This window comes from Mesonia aestuariivivens (assembly GCF_019311235.1).
GTDB lineage: Bacteria > Bacteroidota > Bacteroidia > Flavobacteriales > Flavobacteriaceae > Mesonia > Mesonia aestuariivivens.
This window is the reverse complement of sequence record NZ_JAHWDF010000006.1, coordinates 57,330-79,868: the sequence shown is the minus strand read 5'-3', so window position 1 is coordinate 79,868 and position 22,539 is coordinate 57,330. Positions and strand designations below refer to the sequence as shown.

The window sequence follows — 22,539 nt, the reverse complement described above, 5'->3', positions numbered from 1 at the left end:
TGAACTAAATGAAATTGACAAATGGCTGGACACAGTAAGTGGGCAAATATAAAACATCGCAAAGGAGCCCAAGACAAAAAAAGAGCAAAACAATTTACTCGTGCAATTAAAGATATTACAATTGCGGTGAAAGAGGGCGGAGGTTCAGATGCAGAAACTAACCCTAGTTTAAGAAACGCCATCGCCAATGCAAAAGGTGTAAATATGCCTAAAGACACAATCGAGCGAGCCATTAAAAAAGCAAGTGGTGACGATGCTGACAACTATGAAACCGTCACTTTTGAAGGTTATGGTCCCTGCGGAATTGCTATTTTTGTAGAATGTAAGACAGATAATTCTAATAGAACCGTCGCTGCTGTACGTTCTATTTTTTCTAAAAATGGAGGAAGCCTAGGCACCAATGGCTCGTTAGAATTTTTATTTGATAAAAAAGGAGTGTTTACAATTGAGAGGGGTAAATTTAAAATTCCTCTAGAAGAATTAGAATTGCAATTAATAGAAGGTGGGGCTGAAGATTTTGAAGAAAGTGATAACTACGTGACCATTTATACCAATTTTACTAATTATGGAAAAATGGGAGAAAACCTCGAAAACCTAAATATTCAAGTTAAAAATTCTGAAATCCAACGCGTTCCTACTTCAACCAATGAGCTGGAGTTAGATGAAGCTAAAAAAATCATGAACCTTATAGATAAGTTTGAAGATGATGATGATGTACAAAACGTATTTCACACCTTAGCCATGACAGATGAACTTGCAGATGCTTTAGATGAAAAAGATTAACTCTTATCTTCTTCATCGTCAGATACTGTTTCTTCTAAATCTGTACTTTCATTAATTTTATCTGTCTCAATAGTTTTTCCTAAATAAACTAATAAATAACCTTCTTCAATTTCTACTTCTTGACTGTTAGAAGGAATAATACTTAAATCTCCCTCATTATCTTTTACAAATAAAGGAATAATTTCATCATCTGTTTTGGTAATCTCTATTAAACCGCTATAATGTTCTTGAGAATTAAGCTGAATTTCTTGAATGGTTGGATGTTTTCTTGCCACTTCTGTAAGCTTTATAAAATCATCGGTATGAGAAAATAAACCTTCTTGTGGATTGTTTTCAGGGTCAGACATCTCATCAGCAGAAACCACTCTAAAAGATCCGTTTTCACCAAAATGCTTTTGCAGCTTAGAAATTGCCATTTTATTAATCTCGGAGTTTCCAGTTAAAGCCATTAAATAACCTACATCATTTAATTCTATATTATTCCCTAAATCATCAGAATAAACACTGCCTTCAATTGCTTCTAAGCCTAATTCTTTTGCTTTTCTAATATTAGTTCGGTTATTATCAACCAAAACTACATGTCGGTTATTTTTATTTAGATAAGTACCTATTAAACGTGAGATTGAAGAAGCTCCTATAATTAAAATTCCTTCAGAACTGGTTAAAAATACTCCTACCAATTTTGCAAAACCTCTAGCGGTAGTAGCATTCAATAATACAGTACCTAATACAATCATAAACACTAAAGGTGTAATATATTCTGCGCCAGGAATTCCTTGACTAGCCAGTTTTAACCCAAAAAGTGAAGCAATACCTGCAGCAACAATACCACGCGGTCCTACCCAACTAATAAATAGTTTCTCTCTAAATTTTAAAGAAGAATTAATACTACTCACGAACACGCCCAAAGGTCTAACCAAAAATACCACTGCTGCAAATAAGAGTAAAGCATTCCAATTATAGATAAGTAATAAATCTTCTATATTAATATTTGCCGAAAGCAAAATGAATAGAATTGAGATTAACAAAACACTCAACGATTCTTTGAAGTAAAGCAGTTCTTTAATATTAGGAAGATTAATATTTCCTAACACCATTCCCATCACCACAACAGCTAATAATCCGCTTTCGTGTGCAAATAAATCTGCCAATACAAAAACACCCAATACGGTAGCGAGTGTAAAGACATTTAATAAATAATGTGGTATAATATTTTTCTTAATACAAAATCCTAAAGCGTGAGCAAAAGTAAAACCAAAGGTAAAACCAAATAAAACAATTTTACCAAACTCAGCCATGGCAGTTTGCGTAAACTCATGACCTTCACCGGCACTAATAAATTCAAAAACCAATACCGCTACCAAAGCCCCAATAGGATCTATAAGAATTCCTTCCCATTTTAAAATTGCAGATACATCTTTCTTCAGAGGAATATTTCTCAAAATTGGTGTAATTACCGTAGGTCCAGTTACGATAATTAAAGCAGCGAAAAGAAATGAAATTTGCCAAGAAAGATCAAAAATAAAGTGTGCAGCAACACCAGCACCAAAAAAGGTAACAACAACCGCAATGGTTATTAATTTTACAATTACGGGTCCTACATTTAAAACTTCCCCTCTGCGTAGCGTTAGTCCGCCCTCAAAAAGAATAATACTAATGGCTAACGACACGAAATAAAACAAACTCTCTCCAGGGAATAAACCCGTATCGCCATTCCATATAGGTTCAATTAATTTTGAACCATCTTCGGTATAAAACGTAGCCAATGGCCCTACAGCTAAGCCAATTAAGATTAAAGGTAAAATTGCAGGAATTTTAAATTTCCAAGCAACCCATTGAGCTAAAATTCCTAATATAATTATTCCTGCTAATTCTAACATAAGGACAGTTTTTTCTGCAAAATAAGATTTTTAACGATAAAAAACACTTGTTGCAAAATTAGTTTGCAACTAAATATCACTCTGCTAATCGTTAAATCATAGGTAATACTTAGCATAGAAACTTGTAATTTCTTATTTTCGAAGCAATTTTTCAATTAAATTACTAATTATGACTTTATATCCCATTGAAGCCGGAAATTTTAAATTAGATGGCGGAGCAATGTTTGGGGTGGTGCCTAAGAGCTTATGGAGCAGAACTAACCCTGCAGATAGCAATAATATGATTGATATTGGTGCACGTTGTCTGCTTATTGAAGATGGAAATCAGCTTACTTTAATTGATAATGGTTTAGGTGATAAACAAAGTGAAAAGTTTTTTAGTTACTACCATCGTTGGGGAGATTTTAGTTTAGATTCATCCCTAAAAAAATTAGGATTTCATAAAGATGATATTACCGATGTCTTTTTAACCCATTTACATTTTGATCATTGCGGAGGAAGCATTCAATGGAATAAAAACAAAACAGGTTATGAACCTGCTTTTAAAAATGCAAAATTCTGGACCAATAAAGAACATTGGGATTGGGCCATTCACCCTAATGCTAGAGAAAAAGCTTCCTTCTTAAAAGAAAATCTACTTCCTATGGAAGAAAGTGGGCAACTTCACTTTTTAGATCGTGATAAAGGTTCTCATTTTTACACACATCTTAACTTTGGTGTATTATTTGTAGACGGTCATACCGATAAACAAATGATTCCGCATATCACTTATCAAGAAAAAACCTTAGTTTTTATGGCAGATTTATTACCTACTGTAGGTCATATTCCATTACCCTATGTCATGGGTTTTGACACTAGACCTTTATTAACCTTAGGTGAAAAAGAGGCCTTTTTAGAAAAAGCTGCAGACGAAGGCTTCTATTTGTTTTTAGAGCATGATGCACATCACGAAATTATTACTGTAAAAAGAACTGAAAAAGGAGTTCGATTAGACAAAACCTTTACTTTTAACGAATTATTTAATTCATAATTTATCCTAAATGAAAAGAGCATTTATTAAACCTACTTTAGCAGCGGCTCTAGCTGCAGTATTTGCCGTAAGTTGTGGCACCACTGGTCCTGCAATTACTTCAACCCCAATAGAAAATATAGATCAGCAACCCTTAAAAAATGCTGCCCTTACAGAAACTCAATTAGAAGGTTGGGGAGCAACAGATTTAGTTACCGATACTATTCCTGGCATGAGCGTAAAGAAAGCTTATGATGAAATTATTAAAGATTTTAAAGGCGAAACAGTTATTGTTGCTGTCTTAGATAGTGGTGTAGATATTGATCATGAAGACCTAAAAAATATCATCTGGACTAATGAAGATGAAATTCCAGGAAACGGAATTGATGATGATGATAATGGTTACATCGATGATGTTCACGGGTGGAACTTCTTAGGAAATACAGTTGCAGAAAACTTAGAGTACGTTAGAATCTTAAGAAAATTAAAGCCTAAATACGAAGGTAAATCTGCTTCAGAAATTAGTGCAGAAAACAAAGAAGAATTTGCTCTTTACGAAAAAGCAAATGAAGAGTATAACAAAGAGTATAGCGATATTTCAAGAAACTTAAATCGCTATAAGCAATTAATTGAGCAAATTAATACAGCTAAAAATGCTATAGCTGAAAAATTAGGAAAAGAAGACTTTTCTCTAGAAGAATTACAAGCGATGGAAGCTGAAGAAACTACACTTCAACAATACAAAGCGCTTCTTTTAAACATCATGAGTAATGGTGGTGAAGATCTAAATGCAGTAGCTTCTCAAATTGAAGGAGCGGTAGATTATTACCAAGGAAGATTAGATTCTCACCTTAATATGCAATTAGACGGTAGAAAAACTGGAGACGATCCAGATGATATAACCGATACTAATTATGGTAACAATCAAGTTAGTGGTCCAGATCCCAAAAAAGAAGATGTTAAACACGGTACGCACGTAGCTGGTATTATTGCTGCAGAACGCAATAATGGTATCGGAATGAATGGAGTAGCCAATAATGTAGAAATTATGGCTATAAGAGCGGTACCTGATGGTGATGAATATGATAAAGATATTGCTTTAGGTATACGATATGCCGTAGATAATGGTGCCAAAGTAATTAACACGAGTTTTGGTAAGTATTACTCTCCACATCCAGAATGGGTAATCGATGCTATTAAATATGCAGCTAAAAAAGATGTACTTATCGTTAATGCTGCTGGTAACGATGCCTTAGATATGGATGCTACTCGTATTTATCCTAACGATCAAACTCCAGATAACGATGAAGAAATTGCAGATAACTTCTTAACCGTTGGCGCTTCAAATTTTGATTATGGTTCAGACTTAGTAGCTAGATTTTCTAACTACGGTCAAACTAATGTAGATGTTTTTGCACCAGGTACTCAAATTTGGTCTACCACTCCAAACGATGAATATGAGTTTTTACAGGGAACTTCTATGGCCTCTCCAGCAGTAGCAGGTGTTGCGGCTATGATTCGTTCTTTATATCCAAAATTAAGTGCAGCAGAAGTGAAGCAAGTACTTATGAAAAGTGGATTAGCTTCTCCTCAAAAAGTAATGGTTGGAGGTAGCTCTGATGACATTAGACCTTTTGCTGAACTTTCTGTTTCAGGAAGAATGGTAAACATGTATAACGCCTTAATTATGGCGAGTAAAATGTAATCTTCTTTTTTAGAAGTATTTTTTTAAGGGCGTGAACTGGCTTATCTTAGCAAAGTGAACGCCCTTTATTTTTAATTAAAATTTTGAAAACACTATGAAATTTAAACTTCAAAGTATATTATTTTCTCTATTGGTAACAGGAACTTTAACTGCGCAGCGTCAATCTGGTTATTGGCAGCAAGAAGTAGATTATAAGATGGATGTAGAAATGAATGTAAAAAACTACCAATATGACGGAACGCAAGAACTTAACTACACCAATAATTCGCCAGATACCTTAACTAAAGTATTCTATCATTTGTTTTTTAATGCTTTTCAACCAGGAAGTCAAATGGATGCTCGTTTACAAAACATTCAAGATCCAGATGGTAGAATGGTAAATAATTTAGGAACACGCGAAAACCCTGAATACGAAAGTAGAATTAGTATTCTTAAAGAAGACGAAATTGGCTATTTAAATGTAAAATCCCTTAAACAAGACGGTAAAAAATTAGGTTACCAAATGGTAGGAACGGTTTTAGAAGTTGAATTAAATCAACCCTTACTTCCTGGGAAATCTACCAAATTTGAAATGGATTTTGAAGGACAAGTGCCTGTACAAATTAGACGTTCAGGTAGAAATAATGCTGAAGGAGTAGCGCTTTCAATGACGCAATGGTACCCAAAATTAGCCGAATATGATTTTGAAGGTTGGCACGCCGATCCTTACATAGGGAGAGAATTTCACGGTGTGTGGGGAGATTTTGATGTAAAAATTACCATCGATAAAGATTATATTTTAGGAGGTACCGGTTACTTACAAAACCCTAAAGAAATTGGTTATGGGTACCAAGAAGAAGGTGAAAAAGTAAACCGCAAGGGAAGAAAGCTAACTTGGCATTTTAACGCACCTAATGTTCATGATTTTACTTGGGCTGCAGATCCAGAATTTATTCATGATAAATTAAAGGCTGAAGATGGCACGATGCTTCATTTCTTATACAAAGACAACGAAGAAATTAAAGACGCTTGGAAAAAATTTCAGCCAAAAACAGCCGAATTATTAGCATATTATAATGAACATATTGGCCAATATCCTTACGATCAATATTCTGTAATTCAAGGTGGTGATGGTGGTATGGAATACGGGATGTGTACGTTAATTACGGGCGAGAGAAGCTATGAAAGCTTAGTTGGTGTAACCGCTCACGAATTTGCTCACTCTTGGTTTCAGTTTGTTTTAGCCACCAACGAATCTGAAAATGAATGGATGGACGAAGGTTTTACCACCTACATTTCTACAATGGCTGAAAACGAAATCTTAAATAAAAATAACGATAATCCCTTAAGCAATTCTTACCGTGGTTATAACTATTTAGCTAACTCAGGGCAGGAGCAACCACTTTCTACTCACGCCGATCGTTACCAAACCAATATGGGTTATGGGATTGGTGCTTATAGTAAAGGTTCTGTTTTCTTAGCACAATTAGGTTATGTAATTGGTGAAGAAAACTTGTCAAAAACATTAAAACGTTACTTTCAAGAATGGAAATTTAAACATCCAACACCAAACGATTTTATTCGTGTAGCCGAAAAAGTAAGCGGTGCACAACTAGGTTGGTATTTAAACGACTGGACCAGAACCACGAATACTGTAGATTACAGTATTAAATCTGTTGAAGAAGATGGGAAGGGTACAAAATTAGTTTTAGAAAGAATTGGACAAATGCCAATGCCTATTGAAGTTGAAGTTACTTTAAATGACAATTCTACCAAAAAATATTACATCCCATTAGAGATGATGCGTTGGGAAAAATCAAACAACGGTAAACAACTTAAAGATTGGAACTGGGGTCATCCTACCTATAGTTTTGACATTGAAAAAACTGGCGTAAAGAAAATAGAAATCGATGCTAGTGAGCTTATGGCAGATATAGATCGTAGCAATAACATTTGGGAAAAATAAATTTTGTGTTAAGGATAGCAGTGAAAATCCCGCAGTGAAGCAAAGCGAAACAAGGAATTGAAACGAATAGCCTGACCCGAAGGGAAACACCCAAAAAACATCATAAAAACCTTTCACTTTTAAGTTGAAAGGTTTTTTTTTGACTATTATTTAATTTCAATATTATTTTACGACCGTTATGCTGAACTCATTTTAGCATCACATAAAGCTACGAAGTCAAATACTAAGAAATAAAAAAACTTCGACTAGCCTTGGTAAGAATTATTGTAAATTTCGAAGATTGAATTTTATCACATGAACCAAACCTTAGGAAAAGCTGAAAAATTAAAGAGCAAAATTGTAATTTCAAAATTGTTTGAAGAGGGAAGGAGTGTAAAAAATTTTCCTATTAAATTGGTATATTTACCCTTAACCAACGACGCGAAACATCATTTGGCTGCCTTTTCGGTTCCTAAACGCAGCTTTAAATTAGCAGTAGATCGCAATCGTTTAAAACGTTTATTACGCGAAGCCTACCGTACCAATAAACATTTACTAGCAGAAGAAAAAACTCCGTACGCGTTAATGTTTATTTATTTGGGGCGTAAAAAATTTAGTCTGCCAGAGTTAGAAAAATCTATTCAAAAAATATTGATTAAATTTAGAGAGCAAGAATAAACCGAATGAAGATGAAGAAACGCATTATTTTACCCATTGCCGCTGTGGTTATTTTTTTAACTACGACTTCTTATAAATCAGATTTTTTTGAAATCGCCAAACAGATTGAGATTTTCACCACGCTGTTTAAAGAAATCAATATGAATTATGTAGATGAAACTACACCGGCAGATTTAATGAATACCGCCATCACGGCAATGTTGGCAGATCTAGATCCTTACACGGTTTATTGGAATGAGCAAGAAGTAGAACAGGCAAGAATTCAAAATTCGGGTGAATATACCGGTATCGGCGCTTCGGTAGAAACTAAAAATCATAAGATAACCATTGTAGAACCTTACAAAGATTATCCTGCAGATAAAGCTGGATTAAAGGCCGGAGACGAAATTATTAAGATTGGTGATGTAGATTTATCTAATTTTGAAAATGACGCAGGAGAATTGCTAAAAGGAGCGGCAGGAACATCGGTTCAACTTACATTTAAGCGACAAGGAAAAACCCAAACGACAAACTTAGAACGTGAAGCTGTCGAGCTTAACGCTGTTCCGTATTCAAAAGTGATCGATGGTGATATTGGCTATATTGTACTTTCTAAATTTACCCGTAAAGCCTCTTCTGAAGTGGCTACCGCTCTCAAAAAATTAAAAGAGCAAGGAGCTCAAAAAATAATTTTAGACCTGCGTGGTAATCCTGGTGGTTTGTTAACCGAAGCGGTAAACACCACCAATATTTTTGTAGATAAAGAGGAAGTAATTACCACTACAAAATCGATTATAGAAAAGTATAATAAAACTTACAAAACTCAGCGTGACCCAATGGATAAAGAAATTCCGTTGGCGGTATTGATTAACGGTAGAAGTGCTTCTGCTAGTGAAATTGTTTCTGGCGGTTTACAAGATTTAGACCGTGCCGTAGTTATTGGTGCTAGAAGTTTTGGAAAAGGATTGGTACAACGACCTAAAAAATTGACCTACAATACCCAAATGAAAGTTACCATTTCTCGCTATTACACGCCTAGCGGAAGATGTATACAAGCCTTAGATTACTGGAATCGTGATGAAGAAGGAAAAGCGGTAAGAACCAAAGCAGAAGATTATAACGAATTTTCTACCCGTAACGGAAGAAAAGTTTACGACGGTGGCGGTATTTTACCAGATATTCAATTAGAAACTTCTAAATACAGCGGCGTTACGCAGGCGCTAATGGAGAAAAATGCCATTTTCGATTATGCGACCAACTATTATTACAATCATCAGTTAAGCAACCCAAAAGAATTTAAATTTACAGATAGTGATTACGAAGATTTTAAAAAATTCTTAAATTCATCAGATTTTGATTACACCACCAAAACTGAAAAAGAATTAAAAGAAGCTTTTAAAACCGCTGAGGAGGAAGGTTTTAATAACGAAATAAAAACTCAATACGAGCGACTTTTAAAAGAAATTGAAAAGGCTAAAACGCAAGATTTAGAAGATAAAAAACCAGAAATCGTAAGTTTACTAACCGATGAGATTATTAAACGTTATTTCTATCAAGAAGGATTATATGATTACTACATTCAGGAAAATCCTGAAATTATAAAGGCAAAAGAAATACTGAATAACTCAAATGAATACAACAAAGTTTTAGGACGTTCATAATTCGAGAATCGAATCGTGATGCTGAACTTGATTCAGCACCTCATTATCAAGATTCATTTACTTAGCAAGATGAGATTCCGTGTCAAACACGGAATGACGATAACGGTAGATGCCACCTCGAGCCAAGTCGAGAAATCTTATAAACCACAAAAACTTAAAATTCTATTTCAGCACTTGAACTTCAATATCAAGGTTTTTTAACGACTTTTCCGTTGTGGAAAGACAAAAAATTATTCGGTTTAACACAATTTCAACTCCCTAAAAATACTTCTTCACTTCAGCAAAATATAGAAATTCCACCAAATTTAGTCTTAGGAAAACGTGCTGAACTTTTTTTTGCGGAAGCCATTCGGCAATCTTCTAATTACGATTTAATCGCTCAGAACCTCCAGCTCATTCATGACAAACAAACGCTAGGAGAATTTGATTTTTTCTTAAATGAAATAAATACCAATCAAACGATTCACGTCGAATTGGTCTATAAATTTTATGTGTACGATCTTAATTTTGAAAATGAACTTGACCGGTGGATTGGTCCCAACCGAAAAGATACGTTGCTTAAAAAAATTGACCGTTTAAAATCGCATCAGCTACAGTTATTGTATAAAAAAGAAAGTAAATCTTTACTGAAAGAACACAAAATTGAATTAGATAAAACCGAGCAGCAAGTTTGTTTTTTAGCCAATTTATTTGTGCCAAAATCATTATTAAACCATCAATTTAAACAGATAAACAACAGCTGCATTTTAGGCTATTGGTTACACGAAAACGAATTTAGCCAAGAAGAATATGGCTCTTTTGAATTTTATTCGCCCAAAAAACCAGATTGGCCAGTTGAACCACAACACCATCAAAACTGGAAATCATATGCTGAAATTTTACATGAAGTGAAGTATTTACTTCAGCATCAAAAAGCCGCATTGATGTGGATGAAAAAAGACGAGCAAACCTATGAACGTTTCTTTATTGTTTGGTGGTAAAAAACTGATTAGCATAATTTTCGTATATTATATAAAAATTGAAAATGAATTTTTTAATCAACTATTTTAGAAAATTATTGCTTTTACTGGCTTTGTCAATAGTTTTTACGGCTTATGCGAACGACAAAAAAAGTCAACAAATTTTAACTTCTTCCGAAGTAGAAAAAGTAGATTTATTTCAGCTTTCAAAAAATTTTTACGATGCTGTAAAAAATGATAGTTCAGCAGAAAAATATATTCAACAATTAGAAAAAATTGCTAAGAATAATTTAGAAAAAGAACTAACTAACGATACGAAAAAGAAAGCTTTTTGGTTGAATATTTACAATACTTACATTCAATATTTACTGAAGAAAAATCCAGATTTATACCAAGATCGTTCTGCTTTTTTTAAGGACGAACGTTTTACAATTGCTGGTGAAAAGATGAGTTTAGATGATGTAGAACACGGCATGATTAGAGATTCTCGCGTCAAACTTTCTTACGGTCATTTAAAAGATCCTTTTGCTTCTAAGTTTGAAAAGAAATTTAGAGTATCTGAGGTAGATTGGCGTATTCATTTCGCGCTTAATTGCGGAGCGAAAAGTTGCCCTCCTGTTACTTTTTATAAGGTAGAAAGTTTAGATACACAATTAGAAAAATCTGCAAAAGCTTATTTAAAGCGTGAGGTAAAATTTAATAAAAATAAGGTTTACGTACCTCGATTAATGAATTGGTTTAGGGCAGATTTTGGCGGAAAAGATGGTGTTATTAAAATTTTAAAATCTTATGAGCTCATTCCAAAAAACTCAGATCCAGGTGTAGAATTTTTAGATTATAACTGGGAGTTAGATTTAGAGAATTACAGTTAAAAAAAAATTGACTTCAGTAGTAATGATTAGTATTATAATTCCTGTAATTAATGAAGAAGAAAATCTACAACGTCTTCTACCTTACTTAAAAGAAAATGGTGCAGAAGAAATTATCATTGTTGACGGCGGAAGCAGCGATAAGAGTAGGAAAGTAGCGGAAAATTTTCTGGTAAAAGTAATTTCTTCAGCTAAAGGAAGAGCCAAACAAATGAATGCTGGTGTTGATGCTGCCAAAGGAGAAATCCTCTATTTTGTTCACGCCGATAGTTTACCTCCCAAAAGTTTTTCAGCAGATATTTTAGCCCATCTAAGTGAAAAAATTCAATTTGGATGTTTTCGATCGCTTTTTGATACAAAGAATAAATTTCTATTATTAAACAGTTATTTTTCTCGTTTTAAAGGAATGATGTTTCGTGGTGGCGGTCAAACATTATGGATTACGCGCGATTTGTACCAACGCTTAAATGGTTATAATGAATCGCTAAAACTAATGGAAGAATATGACTTTATTAAACGCGCTACAAAACTTTCTGATTACCACGTAATTCAAAAAGATGTTTTGGTAAGTACCAGAACCTACGACGAGCACGGTAATTTTAGAACTCAGTTGGTGTATGGATTTGTGATGTTTGGTTTTTTTAGAGGAATACACCAAGATAGATTGCTCAAATTTGCTAAATATTTGCTTAAATGATTGATTTTTCTAACCTGCTACAACTAATAAAAAAAGCCTTTTTCTAGTTAAGAAAAAGGCTTTTTATAATCTATAATTTTGTTTATTAATCGGCTACTACACGATAGGTTGGATCTTCAATAATATTTACATCGATCACGGCTTCCGCATTGCTTAATAGCTTTCTACAATCGCCACTCAAGTGTTTTAAATGTACTTTCTTACCGTGTTTTGAATATAGCTCGGTAAGCTTATTTAAAGTTTCGATAGCTGACATATCTACGATTCTACTTTCGGTAAAATCGACAATAATTTCTTCAGAATCTTTATGAACATTAAACTTACTCATAAAGGTAGCTGTAGAACCAAAAAATAAAGGCCCGTAAATTTCATAATGTTTTATTCCGTTTTCATCGACGCTTTTTCTAGCTCGAATTCTTTTGGCGTTATCCCAAGCAAAAACCAAAGCAGAAATAATGACTCCAATTAATACCGCTAACGCTAAGTTGTGTAAAAATACAGTGATTAAAGTTACCAATAGCATCACAAATATATCGTGTTTTGGCATTCTGGTAAAGACTCTAAAACTTGCCCACTCAAAAGTACCGAAGGCCACCATAATCATTACCCCAACTAACGCTGCCATCGGTAATAATTCGATCACCGGAGCGCCAACAAGAATAATCGTTAAAATGGTAATTGCAGCAATAATTCCAGAAAGTCGAGCACGAGAACCTGAAGATAAATTCACTAAAGTTTGTGCGATCATTGGGCAACCACCCATTCCGAAGAAAAAACCGTTTGCAATATTTGCTGTTCCTTGTGCTACGCACTCCCGATTACTTTGGCCCTTGGTTCCTGTAATTTCATCTACTAAATTCAACGTTAATAAACCTTCAGTTAAGCCAACTGCTGCCATAATTAAACCATAAGGAAGTACGGTTTTAAAAGCTTCGAATGTGAAAGGAATATCAGGAATATTAAATGGAGGTAAACTACCACTTACTGATGCAATATCTATTACTTGTTTAGTATCAATTCCGAAGAAATAAACGATTGCAAAAACGACTATAATAGCGACTAAAGAGGCAGGTATTGCTTTGGTAAGTTTTGGTAAAAGCACAATAATACCAATGGTTAGTGCCACTAAACCGGCCATAATTAAAAATGGTGAACCTGTCATCCATTCAATATTGCCTCCAACATTTACTTTAAATTGTTCAATTTGAGACATAAAAATAATAATAGCCAGTCCGTTAACAAAACCAAACATAACAGGTTGTGGTACAAGTCGAATAAATTTACCAAGTTTAAATAAACCTACGATCACCTGAATAATACCAGCAATGATCACCGCACCAAAAACATATTCGAGTCCGTGAGAATTCATTAACGCAATTAACACAACCGTTGTGGCTCCAGCACCACCAGAAATTAACCCTGGACGACCTCCAAAAATGGCTGTAATTAATCCCATGATGAAAGAAGCATATAAACCAACCAATGGAGGAAAACCAGCTAAGATTGCAAACGATAGTGATTCTGGAATCATCGTCATCGCTACGGTTAATCCGGCTAAGATTTCAGTTTTATAATTTACTTTCTGTTTAAAGTCGAAAAGATTGAGAACTTTCTTCATTGATATTGTTAAATTTTAAGCGTGCAAAAGTAACTATAAAAGCCAGTTAAACCAATAGCAATCTTTTTAACTTTTTGTAAATTAATTTTTTAGCATCGCAATATGTGGAATACCGTCTTCTAAATATCCTTCACCAATTTGTATAAATTGATGAGACTCATAGAAATGCGTAAGGTATTGTTGTGCAGAAATTTTAATGGTAAAAGTTTGGTAGCGTTTTTCTATTTCTGCTATAGAAGCTTTTAAAATATCATGCCCGTAGCCAAATTTTCGTTTACTAGATTTTACTACAACGCGCCCAATAGCAGCTTCTTCAAAATAAATTTGAGGAGCAAAACAGCGGGCGTAGGCTACAATTTTTCCTTCTTTTTTTCCTAAGATATGTAAAGCTGTTTCATCTTTACCATCTATATCTTGATAAACACAATTTTGTTCTACTACAAAAACTTCAGAACGAAGTTGAAGTATTTCATACAATTCAGTAATCGTTAATTCGTCGAAAGTTTTTGCTTCGAGTTGCAACATATTTTTTAATCTTGAACGATAATCGCTTTGTTATCGGGTTTATTAAATTCTGGTTGAATATTGATATGATTGATACCGAAATGATTAATTTCATGTTCAATTTTTACTAGAATTTCATCAAATTCTGAAAGCGTAATATTCTTTTTAAAATCGATATGTGCTTCTAAATGAACTTCATTTTCATTTAATTGCCATACATGAATATGGTGCATATTTTTTACTTCTTCAATTTCACAAACTTTAGTTGCAATGTTTTTTAAAGGAATTTGATGTGGAGTAAATAACATTAAAATTTTAAAACTATCACGCAACAAATCCCAACCTACATAAATTAGATAGATCGCAATAGCGGCAGTTAATAAACTATCTATCCAGTAAATCTGATAGAATTTCATTAATAAACCTCCTATCAATACTGCTACCGATGCTAACATATCTGTTAAGAGGTGCAGATATGCAGAGCGCATATTCATATTGGTTTTACTATCTTTTTTCATTAATAAAACGCTCAAACCGTTACCAGCAATGGCTAAAATGGCCAACCAAATGACCATATTAGACTGAATGGGTTGCGGATCGAAAAAGCGAAAAATGGCTTCTTTAATTAAAATAATTGCAATCACAATTAAGGAAAGTGCATTAACAAATGCCGCAATTATTTCTGCTCTTTTGTAACCAAAAGTCTTATTAAAAGAAGCTTCTTTACCAGCAATCTTATTAGCGATATAACTAATAATTAAAGAGATTACATCACTAAAATTATGCAAAGCATCAGATAATAAAGATAGACTACCACTTAGTAAACCACCAACAATTTGAGCAATCGTAATTCCTATATTTAATAGTATAGAAAACCAAAGATTTTTCCCTTTTACGGGCTGGTGTGTATGTCCTGAATGTTGATGCATGAATTTATTGGCAAGCTATTTTATCTACACGACGTTGGTGTCTTCCGCCTTCAAAAGAAGTATCTAAAAATGTTTTTACCATTTCTACCGCTTGCGGTAAAGAAGTATATCTGGCAGGAATACTTAATATATTAGCATCATTATGTTCTCTTGCGAGTTCTACGAGCTCTTTCGTCCAACATAAAGCAGCTCTAACTTCTTGGTGTTTGTTAGCTGTCATTGCCGCACCATTACCGCTTCCGCAAATAATAATACCTAAATCTACTTTTTTACTTTCTACATCGCTAGCAACAGGATGAACAAAATCTGGATAATCAACGCTATCTTCTGCGTTAGTTCCATAATTAACAACTTCAATTTTTTTAGTTTGAAGATATTCTATAATGGCATTTTTGTAATCTGTACCAGCGTGATCATTACCGATAGCTATTTTCATAAAAATAGGGTTTAAGTTCGTCTGCAAAGGTAAATAATCGGTTATTAACCAAAAGAAATATGCTTGTTAATTAAATTTTTTAAAGTCTTTATTTCTATTGGTTTAGCTTTCAACAAAAATTGTGAATAACTAAAAATGAAATCTGATAAAGTTTTTTTGATTATCTCAGAAAAAAATCAATCAGTAAAATTTTACCAGTTAACCAAATAAGTTTTTCCTTTTCTAATAAAAAGTTATTAAGAGCTAATCACAGGTTATTAACAACAAAATGTAAAAAAATCAATTAACTTTTCTAAATTATACACTCAACATGAAAATTGTTAATAACCAAAATAAGCAATTTGATTATCAGTTTATTACTATTAACAATACTTGTTAATAGCTGTTTAATCATGTTAGATAAGAACAAAACAAAATATAATTTAAACTAATTATACCGCTATTCACAAACAATCATATAACATCATTTATATTTAAAATTTTACAAAAAAGATTAATAATAATATATGTTGTTGATAACAACTAAACTCAGGTAATTTTTAAATGAGAATTGTATTTAAATTCTTCAAACAGTATCTTTGCTTCTTGAAAGTCTTCTTGATGAATTTTTAAATGGATACCTCCTGAGGGAGAAGAATAAAAAGGAAGCAAGCCAATAATAGTTTCGTTTTGAAAAAAGAAACGAATACCTTCACGTTCTAAAATTGATTTTAATACAGCGTATTCAAAAGGATTATTGAAAGTAGCTAAAGGGAGATAATTTTTCATAGCAAGTAATATATAGCAAAAATACTATTTAATTACTTAACTAATAGTTCTTTACAAGTGTGTAAGAATCTCTTTTAACAATCTTTTGATAATTACTTTTTTCAAATAAACTATTGATTATCAATACAATAGTAGTGATACCTATAAGTAAAATGATAAAAAAGAAAAGATATATGTTCTTTTGCTTATACATTGGCAATATTTATACCTACAATTTATAAAAAATTAAGATAACATTAACTTATCTAAGTTATCTTAATTTTAAGCTACTATGATTTTTTTGTAAGTGGTACTTAACAAAATTTTAATCCTAAAAAAAGCTATTCTAAATATTTAAATGTATTTTTAGAATCAATAGAGAAAATAATAAATGGCAAAACGAAGAAGTAAAAAAAATAATACTAAAAGCATTGCAGGTCTTTCTAAAAAGATCTTAGATATATTAAGAAAAAATCCAAGCCAAAACTTTAATTACAAGCAAATCGCTGCTAAACTTGATGTAAACGATGCAAATAGCAGAAATCAAATTATTAAAGAATTAGCGAAACTCACCAAAGGCAAACAAATTTTACAAGCAGATCCTGGTAAATTTCAAATTAACGAACGCGTTAATTATTTTACCGGTAAGTTAGACATGACTACTCGTAAAGATGGTTATGTGATTGTAGAAGAATTAGAAGATGATATTTATATACCTAGTAAAAATTTAAACAGAGCGTTAGATGGCGACGAGGTAAAAGTATACGTTTATCGCCAACGAAAAGGAAGAAAAAGTGAAGGAGAAGTCGTAGAAGTTATCACCCGAAAGAAAGAAAATTTTGTAGGAATATTACGACTTAATGACAATTTTGGATTTGTAGAAGTGCAAAATCCTAAAATGTATACCGATATATTTATTCCGAAAGAAAACATTACTGAAGAAGCTAAAGACGGTTTAGTAGTTTTAGTGAAAATGGAAAGTTGGTCAGAAAAGAAAGACTCTCCAAATGGTAAAATAATTGAAGTTTTAGGAGAAGCAGGAAGTCATGAAACCGAAATGCAATCTATTTTAGCAGAAAACGGTTTACCGACAGATTTCCCGAAAGAAGTAGAAGAATTTGCAAATAATTTAGATACTTCAATACAAGAAAGTGAAATCAAAAAGCGTCGCGATATGCGCGATAGACTTACCTTTACGATAGATCCCAAAGATGCCAAAGATTTTGATGATGCGCTAAGTTTTAAAATCTTAGAAAATGGTAATTACGAAGTTGGTATTCACATTGCAGATGTTTCACATTACCTGCAACCAGGTACTATTTTAGATGAAGAAGCTTACGAACGTGGCACCTCTATTTATTTGGTAGATCGCGTAGTGCCAATGCTTCCAGAAGTTTTATCAAATAATGCGTGTTCCTTACGACCGCACGAAGAAAAATATACCTTTTCAGCAGTTTTTGAAATCAATAAAAATGCGCAAGTAGTCAATAATTGGTTCGGTAGAACGGTTACTTACAGTGATGCTCGTTTTGCTTATGAAGAAGCACAACAAATTATTGAAACAAAAAGAGGAAAAATACCAGCTGAAATTTCAATTACAGATGAGGCTTACGAAGCACAACCAGAAATTGTAGATGCAGTGTTGACCTTAGACCGTTTAGCAAAAAAAATGAGAAGCAAACGAATGGCAAGTGGAGCTATTTCTTTTGATAAAGTTGAAGTGAAATTCAATTTAGATGAAGACAATGAACCAATTGGTGTTTATTTTAAAACCTCTAAAGATGCCAATAAACTTATTGAAGAATTTATGTTGTTGGCTAACAAAAAAGTTTCAGAATTTATTGGCAAGCAAGAGCCACAAAAAACATTTGTTTACCGTTGTCACGACGAACCCAATGACGATAAATTAGCGGCATTAGAAAGCCTCGTAGGTAAGTTTGGTTACAAGCTTAACCTGAAAGATAGAAAATCGGTGAGCAGCTCTTTAAACGGACTTTTAAAAGATGTTCAAGGTAAAAAAGAACAGAACATGGTCGATACCTTGACTATTCGTACCATGAGTAAAGCCTATTACAGTACTCAAAATATTGGTCATTACGGTTTAGCCTTCGATTATTATTCACATTTTACTTCTCCTATTAGGCGTTATCCAGATGTCATGGCGCATCGTTTATTGCAACATTACCTTGACGGAGAAAAATCTGCTAACGAAGAAGAATATGAAGGTCGTTGTAACCATTGTAGCGATATGGAAATGTTTGCTACCAGTGCCGAGCGAGATTCTATTAAATATATGCAGGTGAAGTTTATGCAAGATCACCAAAATGAACAATTTCTTGGTGTTATTTCTGGAGTGACCGAATGGGGAATCTACGTAGAAATCGAGCAAAATAAATGTGAAGGTATGGTACGTTTACGCGATATTAAAGAAGATCATTTTGAGTTCGATCAAGATAACTTTGCCATTGTTGGTAGAGATTCAGATAAAGTATATCAACTAGGTGACGAGGTTTACGTAACGGTAAAAAATGCCGATTTAGTAAAACGTCATTTAGATTTTAATTTAATAGGTGCTCGTAAAGAAATAGAAGCTTAGAATAATATTTATTGATAGCGCTTTTATTTTGAGAATTAGCATTCTTCTTAATATAAAAGTGCTTTATATTTTTTTAAAATAAAGTTATATATATAGTAGTTATTCATTTTAATTGATTACTTTAGTTGTATAAACTTAATAAAACCAATTATTTATGAAAAATTCTATTCAGCTATTCAGCTAGGTTATTTTTATTTCTAATCTTATCTACTTTTTTCATAAGTTGTGAGAAAGAAGATATTCAAGAAGTAACTTCTCAATCAGAAAAAAGTGAAAATTTAAATACTAACAATTTAAATTTTAATAGAAATCAAAATTTTGATACTCAAAATGACCAACCACTAACTCATGTATATTATGGGCCTAGTATAACCAAAGAAAATGAATACGGAAAATCTATCACTTCTGGAATAATTTCAGTAAATCCCAAAGATTATTCAAATAAGCTGAAAGATTATTATGAAAACTATGTGGTTATTATTCCAAAAGAGGGAGAAGAAAATAGTTTTATAATGCGGTATGACAGTAAAACAGATAAACCCATAACCTGGATTCCAGTATCTGGTAATAGTGTGCTATCTTTTCCTTGTGGTTATGTAACAGTTTCTAGTAATGTACCTTGTAGCTGTGCAGGTCATGCACCAGGAGATCCTATTTGTACTTGTAGTGTAAAAGGCTATACTCAGCACGATTTTATATTTGATTATTTGCTACCAGCCTTGGCAGATAATCTTGCCTTACTAAAATATGATCTTATACCTCAAAATCAGCAGAATTATTATGATGGTGTTGAAATAAACGATCCAAATAATCCAAATTTCTCGGAAACTTATTTTAATTGGAACGATTTTTTTACCAATATTTCCATGGCAGGCTTGCACGATACCCAAGCCTTTCAAGATGAAATAGAAAGTGATCCTGTGAAATATTTTATTTGGAACCAATATATAATTTATGCAGGGACTTTTGATTAAAATAGAACTATGAATAAAAGATTTTTTTTTATTATTTTTTTTCTCTTTTTTAAATGTGGTTATGCACAAAACAACTTGAAGGAGTTAAGAGGAAAGTACAGTCAAGACACGCTTTATATTTATACAGCTGGGGTACAGAGCCAAACGAATATAACTCAATCTAAAGGCAGAAAAGTATTGGGAGAATATGATTATTGGGTTACATTCCATTTTAAAGAAAATGTTTTTTTTGATAAAGATTTTATAGCCTTTATAAAAAGTAGATACCAAGATGCTTCATTAAAAATACCCGATAGAAAACTTATAGATCCAGACTGGATAGCAAAAAATCAAGATAAGATCTTGGTACCCAGAGCTTTTCCAAAAATTTAATGTGATCGAGATTTATAATGTACTGGTCTATAAAGTAATATACTTAATAGAAGAAGAGAATTTTTTTGGGGATAAAGTTTATGCACGGGAGGTAAAGATGTTTTCAAATTATTCGTTAGGCGAATAAGAATATAATGTTATTTAAAAAAAGGAACCAATTTAAAAAGGTTCCTTTTTTCATTTAAAAACCTTCCATTAACACCTTTTTAGAACAAAACCATCATTAAGATTGTATTTTTGTAGTAAAAATTATTCAATTCAAATCCTTATGAAAAAGTTATTGTTTTTATTCTTGGTAAGCGTTAGCTGTGCATCTTTTGCACAAAAGACAGAAATCGAAATTGCAGACGAGTTTTCAGAAATTAAAATTTATGATAAAATACAGGCAACGTTAATTCCTTCTACAGAAAATAAACTAGTCGCTACTGGTTTTGATCAAGATGAAATTACTGTCCAAGTAAAAGATAACACGCTAAAAATTAAAATGGGTTTAGGTAATCTTTGGAGTGAAACCGATACGAAAGTAAAAGTCTATTATAAAACAGCAGAGGTTGTCGATGCTAATGAAGGTGCTTATGTAGAGATTGCAGAAAATGTAAAGCAAACCTTGTTAACTTTAAATGCACAAGAAGGAGCACAAATTATTGCAGGATATTTAGAGGTAGAAAATTTAGCAATTAAAAGCGTTACTGGTGGTTATATTCAAACTTCAGGTACAGCTAACAACCAAACCGTGGATGTAAAAACGGGCGGGCAATATGATGGTGAAGATTTAAAAACTAACACTACCGAGGTAAAAGTACAAGCGGGGGGAGAAGCAGATGTAAATACCAGTAAATATTGTAAGGCTAAAGTCCAAGCAGGAGGAACTATAGCTATTTACGGTGATCCTGAAAAAGTAGATAAAAAAACTACCTTTGGCGGAAAAATAAAGCTGAAGTAAATTTCAATTTTGTATTGCTTACCTTTGCATTACTAATTTTAGAAATTAACTTATATGTTACAAGACATTTTAACCGGAATTCCTTTAGGCCTTTTTTTAGCCTTTCTGTTGGGTCCCGTATTTTTTGTTTTGTTAGAAACCGCTGCAATTAAAGGTTTTAAGGCAGCTGTTTTTTTTGATATCGGTGTTATCTTAGCTGATATTTTTTTTCTTTCTATAGCTTATTTAGGAACAAATAAACTTTTAAATAGCATTAAAGACGATCCCGCACTTTTTATATTTGGCGGTTGTGTAATGGCTACTTACGGTGTCATTACGTTCGTAAAAGAAAAAAAAGCGATACCGCATCCAGATGATGAAGAAGGCATTAGAAAGCTTAAAAAAGGGGCGTTATTTCAATTAACCATAAAAGGCTTCCTTATAAATTTTGTAAATATTGGCGTTTTAGGTTTTTGGTTGGGATTAATTATTGTGTTTGGACCGCAATTAGAAATGGATCCTAACCGGTTGTTTGTTTTTTTCTCTACCGTTATTATCACTTATTTTGTAATAGATTTACTAAAAATTTTACTTGCAAAACGTTTAAACCATAAGTTAACACCAAATAGAATTTATAGATTAAAACGAGGCATAAGCCTACTCATTGTTATTTTTGGATTGGTACTGGTCTGTAGAGGAATTTTCCCTTCAGAAATGGGACAGCTTGAAAATAGCGTAGAAAATGTAATGCCAACTAGTAATGAATCATAAAAAAAGCCTTTCTAAATTTAGAAAGGCTTTTTTTGAGGTGCCGAGCGGATTCGAACCGCTGTAGATGGTTTTGCAGACCACTGCCTAGCCACTCGGCCACGGCACCCTTTATGTTAAGGACTGCAAATGTAATAATTTTTAGCTAAAAGAAAACAATTATCTTGCTTTAGATAGTATAATTGTCACATTTTCTACATCACCACCTAATGGCGGATTAATTTTAGAAACCGCAACTTCCGCTTGTTCAACCATTTCTAGCTCGTCAAAAATGCGATCTATAATACGTTTGGCTACGTGTTCTAACAGCTTAGCGCGTTTTGCCATTTCTTCTTTTACAATTCGGTTAAGATGCACATAATCAACCGTATCTTTTAATTCATCTGAAACAGAGGAAGCTTCTAAAGAGGCATGAATTTCTAAATCTACTCGGTAATCACTACCAATTTTTCCTTCTTCCGTTAAACATCCGTGATTGGCGTAAACGCGTATATTATTCAGCTTTATAATTCCCATAAATATTTTTTGT

At 33.0% G+C, this 22,539-nt stretch carries 21 protein-coding genes and 1 tRNA gene; 14 read left to right on the top strand and 8 right to left on the bottom strand.

Annotation, left to right across the window (positions count from 1 at the left end; translation table 11 throughout):
* Positions 1-21 precede the first annotated feature (21 nt).
* Positions 22-783 (top strand): YebC/PmpR family DNA-binding transcriptional regulator, encoded by a 762-nt coding sequence (locus KW502_RS07200; RefSeq protein ID WP_219039872.1) that lies wholly within the window; start codon positions 22-24, stop codon positions 781-783.
* Here KW502_RS07200 and KW502_RS07195 read toward each other — a convergent pair.
* Entirely contained in the window at positions 780-2,663 is a 1,884-nt protein-coding gene (locus KW502_RS07195) for a cation:proton antiporter (RefSeq protein ID WP_219039871.1), read from the bottom strand. The genes KW502_RS07200 and KW502_RS07195 overlap by 4 nt on opposite strands.
* Before the next feature lie 169 nt (positions 2,664-2,832).
* Here KW502_RS07195 and KW502_RS07190 point away from each other — a divergent pair, with 169 nt between their 5' ends.
* From KW502_RS07190 to KW502_RS07155, 8 genes are all read left to right on the top strand, one after another.
* Complete coding sequence (locus KW502_RS07190; RefSeq protein WP_219039870.1) at positions 2,833-3,693, top strand: MBL fold metallo-hydrolase; 861 nt, start codon at positions 2,833-2,835, stop codon at positions 3,691-3,693.
* A gap of 10 nt (positions 3,694-3,703) precedes the next feature.
* The gene (locus KW502_RS07185) at positions 3,704-5,377 is read left to right on the top strand and encodes a S8 family peptidase (protein WP_219039869.1); all 1,674 of its coding nucleotides are present in this window, start codon (positions 3,704-3,706) and stop codon (positions 5,375-5,377) included.
* 94 nt (positions 5,378-5,471) lie between these two features.
* Positions 5,472-7,322, top strand: a complete 1,851-nt coding sequence (locus KW502_RS07180) for a M1 family metallopeptidase (RefSeq protein ID WP_219039868.1) — start codon at positions 5,472-5,474, stop codon at positions 7,320-7,322.
* Between the two features lie 294 nt (positions 7,323-7,616).
* Positions 7,617-7,979, top strand: coding sequence for a ribonuclease P protein component (gene rnpA, locus KW502_RS07175; protein ID WP_219039867.1), 363 nt, complete (start codon positions 7,617-7,619; stop codon positions 7,977-7,979).
* 11 nt (positions 7,980-7,990) lie between these two features.
* The gene (locus tag KW502_RS07170) at positions 7,991-9,619 is read left to right on the top strand and encodes a S41 family peptidase (RefSeq protein ID WP_219039866.1); all 1,629 of its coding nucleotides are present in this window, start codon (positions 7,991-7,993) and stop codon (positions 9,617-9,619) included.
* 212 nt (positions 9,620-9,831) lie between these two features.
* On the top strand, positions 9,832-10,599 hold the full coding sequence (locus tag KW502_RS07165) for a DUF1853 family protein (RefSeq protein ID WP_219039865.1): 768 nt from the start codon (positions 9,832-9,834) through the stop codon (positions 10,597-10,599).
* Positions 10,600-10,643: 44 nt separating this feature from the next.
* Positions 10,644-11,450 carry a DUF547 domain-containing protein gene (locus KW502_RS07160; protein ID WP_219039864.1) on the top strand — a complete coding sequence of 269 codons (807 nt, stop codon included), beginning with the start codon at positions 10,644-10,646 and terminating at the stop codon, positions 11,448-11,450.
* Positions 11,451-11,472: 22 nt separating this feature from the next.
* Positions 11,473-12,144 carry a TIGR04283 family arsenosugar biosynthesis glycosyltransferase gene (locus KW502_RS07155; protein WP_219039863.1) on the top strand — a complete coding sequence of 224 codons (672 nt, stop codon included), beginning with the start codon at positions 11,473-11,475 and terminating at the stop codon, positions 12,142-12,144.
* Between the two features lie 85 nt (positions 12,145-12,229).
* Here the strand turns inward: KW502_RS07155 and KW502_RS07150 are convergent, their stop codons facing one another.
* The 5 genes from KW502_RS07150 to KW502_RS07130 form a co-directional block, all read right to left on the bottom strand.
* Entirely contained in the window at positions 12,230-13,762 is a 1,533-nt protein-coding gene (locus KW502_RS07150; RefSeq protein ID WP_219039862.1) for a SulP family inorganic anion transporter, read from the bottom strand.
* Between the two features lie 81 nt (positions 13,763-13,843).
* Positions 13,844-14,287: a GNAT family N-acetyltransferase gene (locus KW502_RS07145; protein ID WP_219039861.1), complete on the bottom strand. Its 444-nt coding sequence runs from the start codon at positions 14,285-14,287 to the stop codon at positions 13,844-13,846.
* A gap of 5 nt (positions 14,288-14,292) precedes the next feature.
* On the bottom strand, positions 14,293-15,195 hold the full coding sequence (locus KW502_RS07140; protein ID WP_219039860.1) for a cation diffusion facilitator family transporter: 903 nt from the start codon (positions 15,193-15,195) through the stop codon (positions 14,293-14,295).
* A 4-nt stretch (positions 15,196-15,199) separates the two neighbouring features.
* Positions 15,200-15,631 (bottom strand): ribose 5-phosphate isomerase B, encoded by a 432-nt coding sequence (rpiB, locus tag KW502_RS07135; RefSeq protein WP_219039859.1) that lies wholly within the window; start codon positions 15,629-15,631, stop codon positions 15,200-15,202.
* A gap of 528 nt (positions 15,632-16,159) precedes the next feature.
* Entirely contained in the window at positions 16,160-16,399 is a 240-nt protein-coding gene (locus tag KW502_RS07130) for a putative signal transducing protein (RefSeq protein WP_219039858.1), read from the bottom strand.
* A 370-nt stretch (positions 16,400-16,769) separates the two neighbouring features.
* Between KW502_RS07130 and rnr the strand changes: the two genes are divergently transcribed.
* The 5 genes from rnr to KW502_RS07105 all read left to right on the top strand — a co-directional run bounded on the left by rnr (position 16,770) and on the right by KW502_RS07105 (position 22,013).
* Entirely contained in the window at positions 16,770-18,974 is a 2,205-nt protein-coding gene (rnr, locus tag KW502_RS07125) for a ribonuclease R (RefSeq protein WP_219039857.1), read from the top strand.
* Positions 18,975-19,486: 512 nt separating this feature from the next.
* A complete protein-coding gene (locus KW502_RS07120) occupies positions 19,487-19,948 on the top strand; it encodes a hypothetical protein (protein ID WP_219039856.1) in 462 nt (153 codons plus the stop codon).
* Between the two features lie 9 nt (positions 19,949-19,957).
* Complete coding sequence (locus KW502_RS07115; protein ID WP_219039855.1) at positions 19,958-20,320, top strand: hypothetical protein; 363 nt, start codon at positions 19,958-19,960, stop codon at positions 20,318-20,320.
* Positions 20,321-20,588: 268 nt separating this feature from the next.
* Positions 20,589-21,263, top strand: a complete 675-nt coding sequence (locus tag KW502_RS07110) for a head GIN domain-containing protein (RefSeq protein WP_219039854.1) — start codon at positions 20,589-20,591, stop codon at positions 21,261-21,263.
* A gap of 54 nt (positions 21,264-21,317) precedes the next feature.
* Positions 21,318-22,013 (top strand): LysE family translocator, encoded by a 696-nt coding sequence (locus tag KW502_RS07105; RefSeq protein ID WP_219039853.1) that lies wholly within the window; start codon positions 21,318-21,320, stop codon positions 22,011-22,013.
* Between the two features lie 35 nt (positions 22,014-22,048).
* Here KW502_RS07105 and KW502_RS07100 read toward each other — a convergent pair.
* Positions 22,049-22,119, bottom strand: a tRNA-Cys gene (locus tag KW502_RS07100).
* Positions 22,120-22,169: 50 nt separating this feature from the next.
* The gene (gene folB / locus KW502_RS07095) at positions 22,170-22,526 is read right to left on the bottom strand and encodes a dihydroneopterin aldolase (RefSeq protein WP_219039852.1); all 357 of its coding nucleotides are present in this window, start codon (positions 22,524-22,526) and stop codon (positions 22,170-22,172) included.
* Positions 22,527-22,539: the final 13 nt, after the last annotated feature.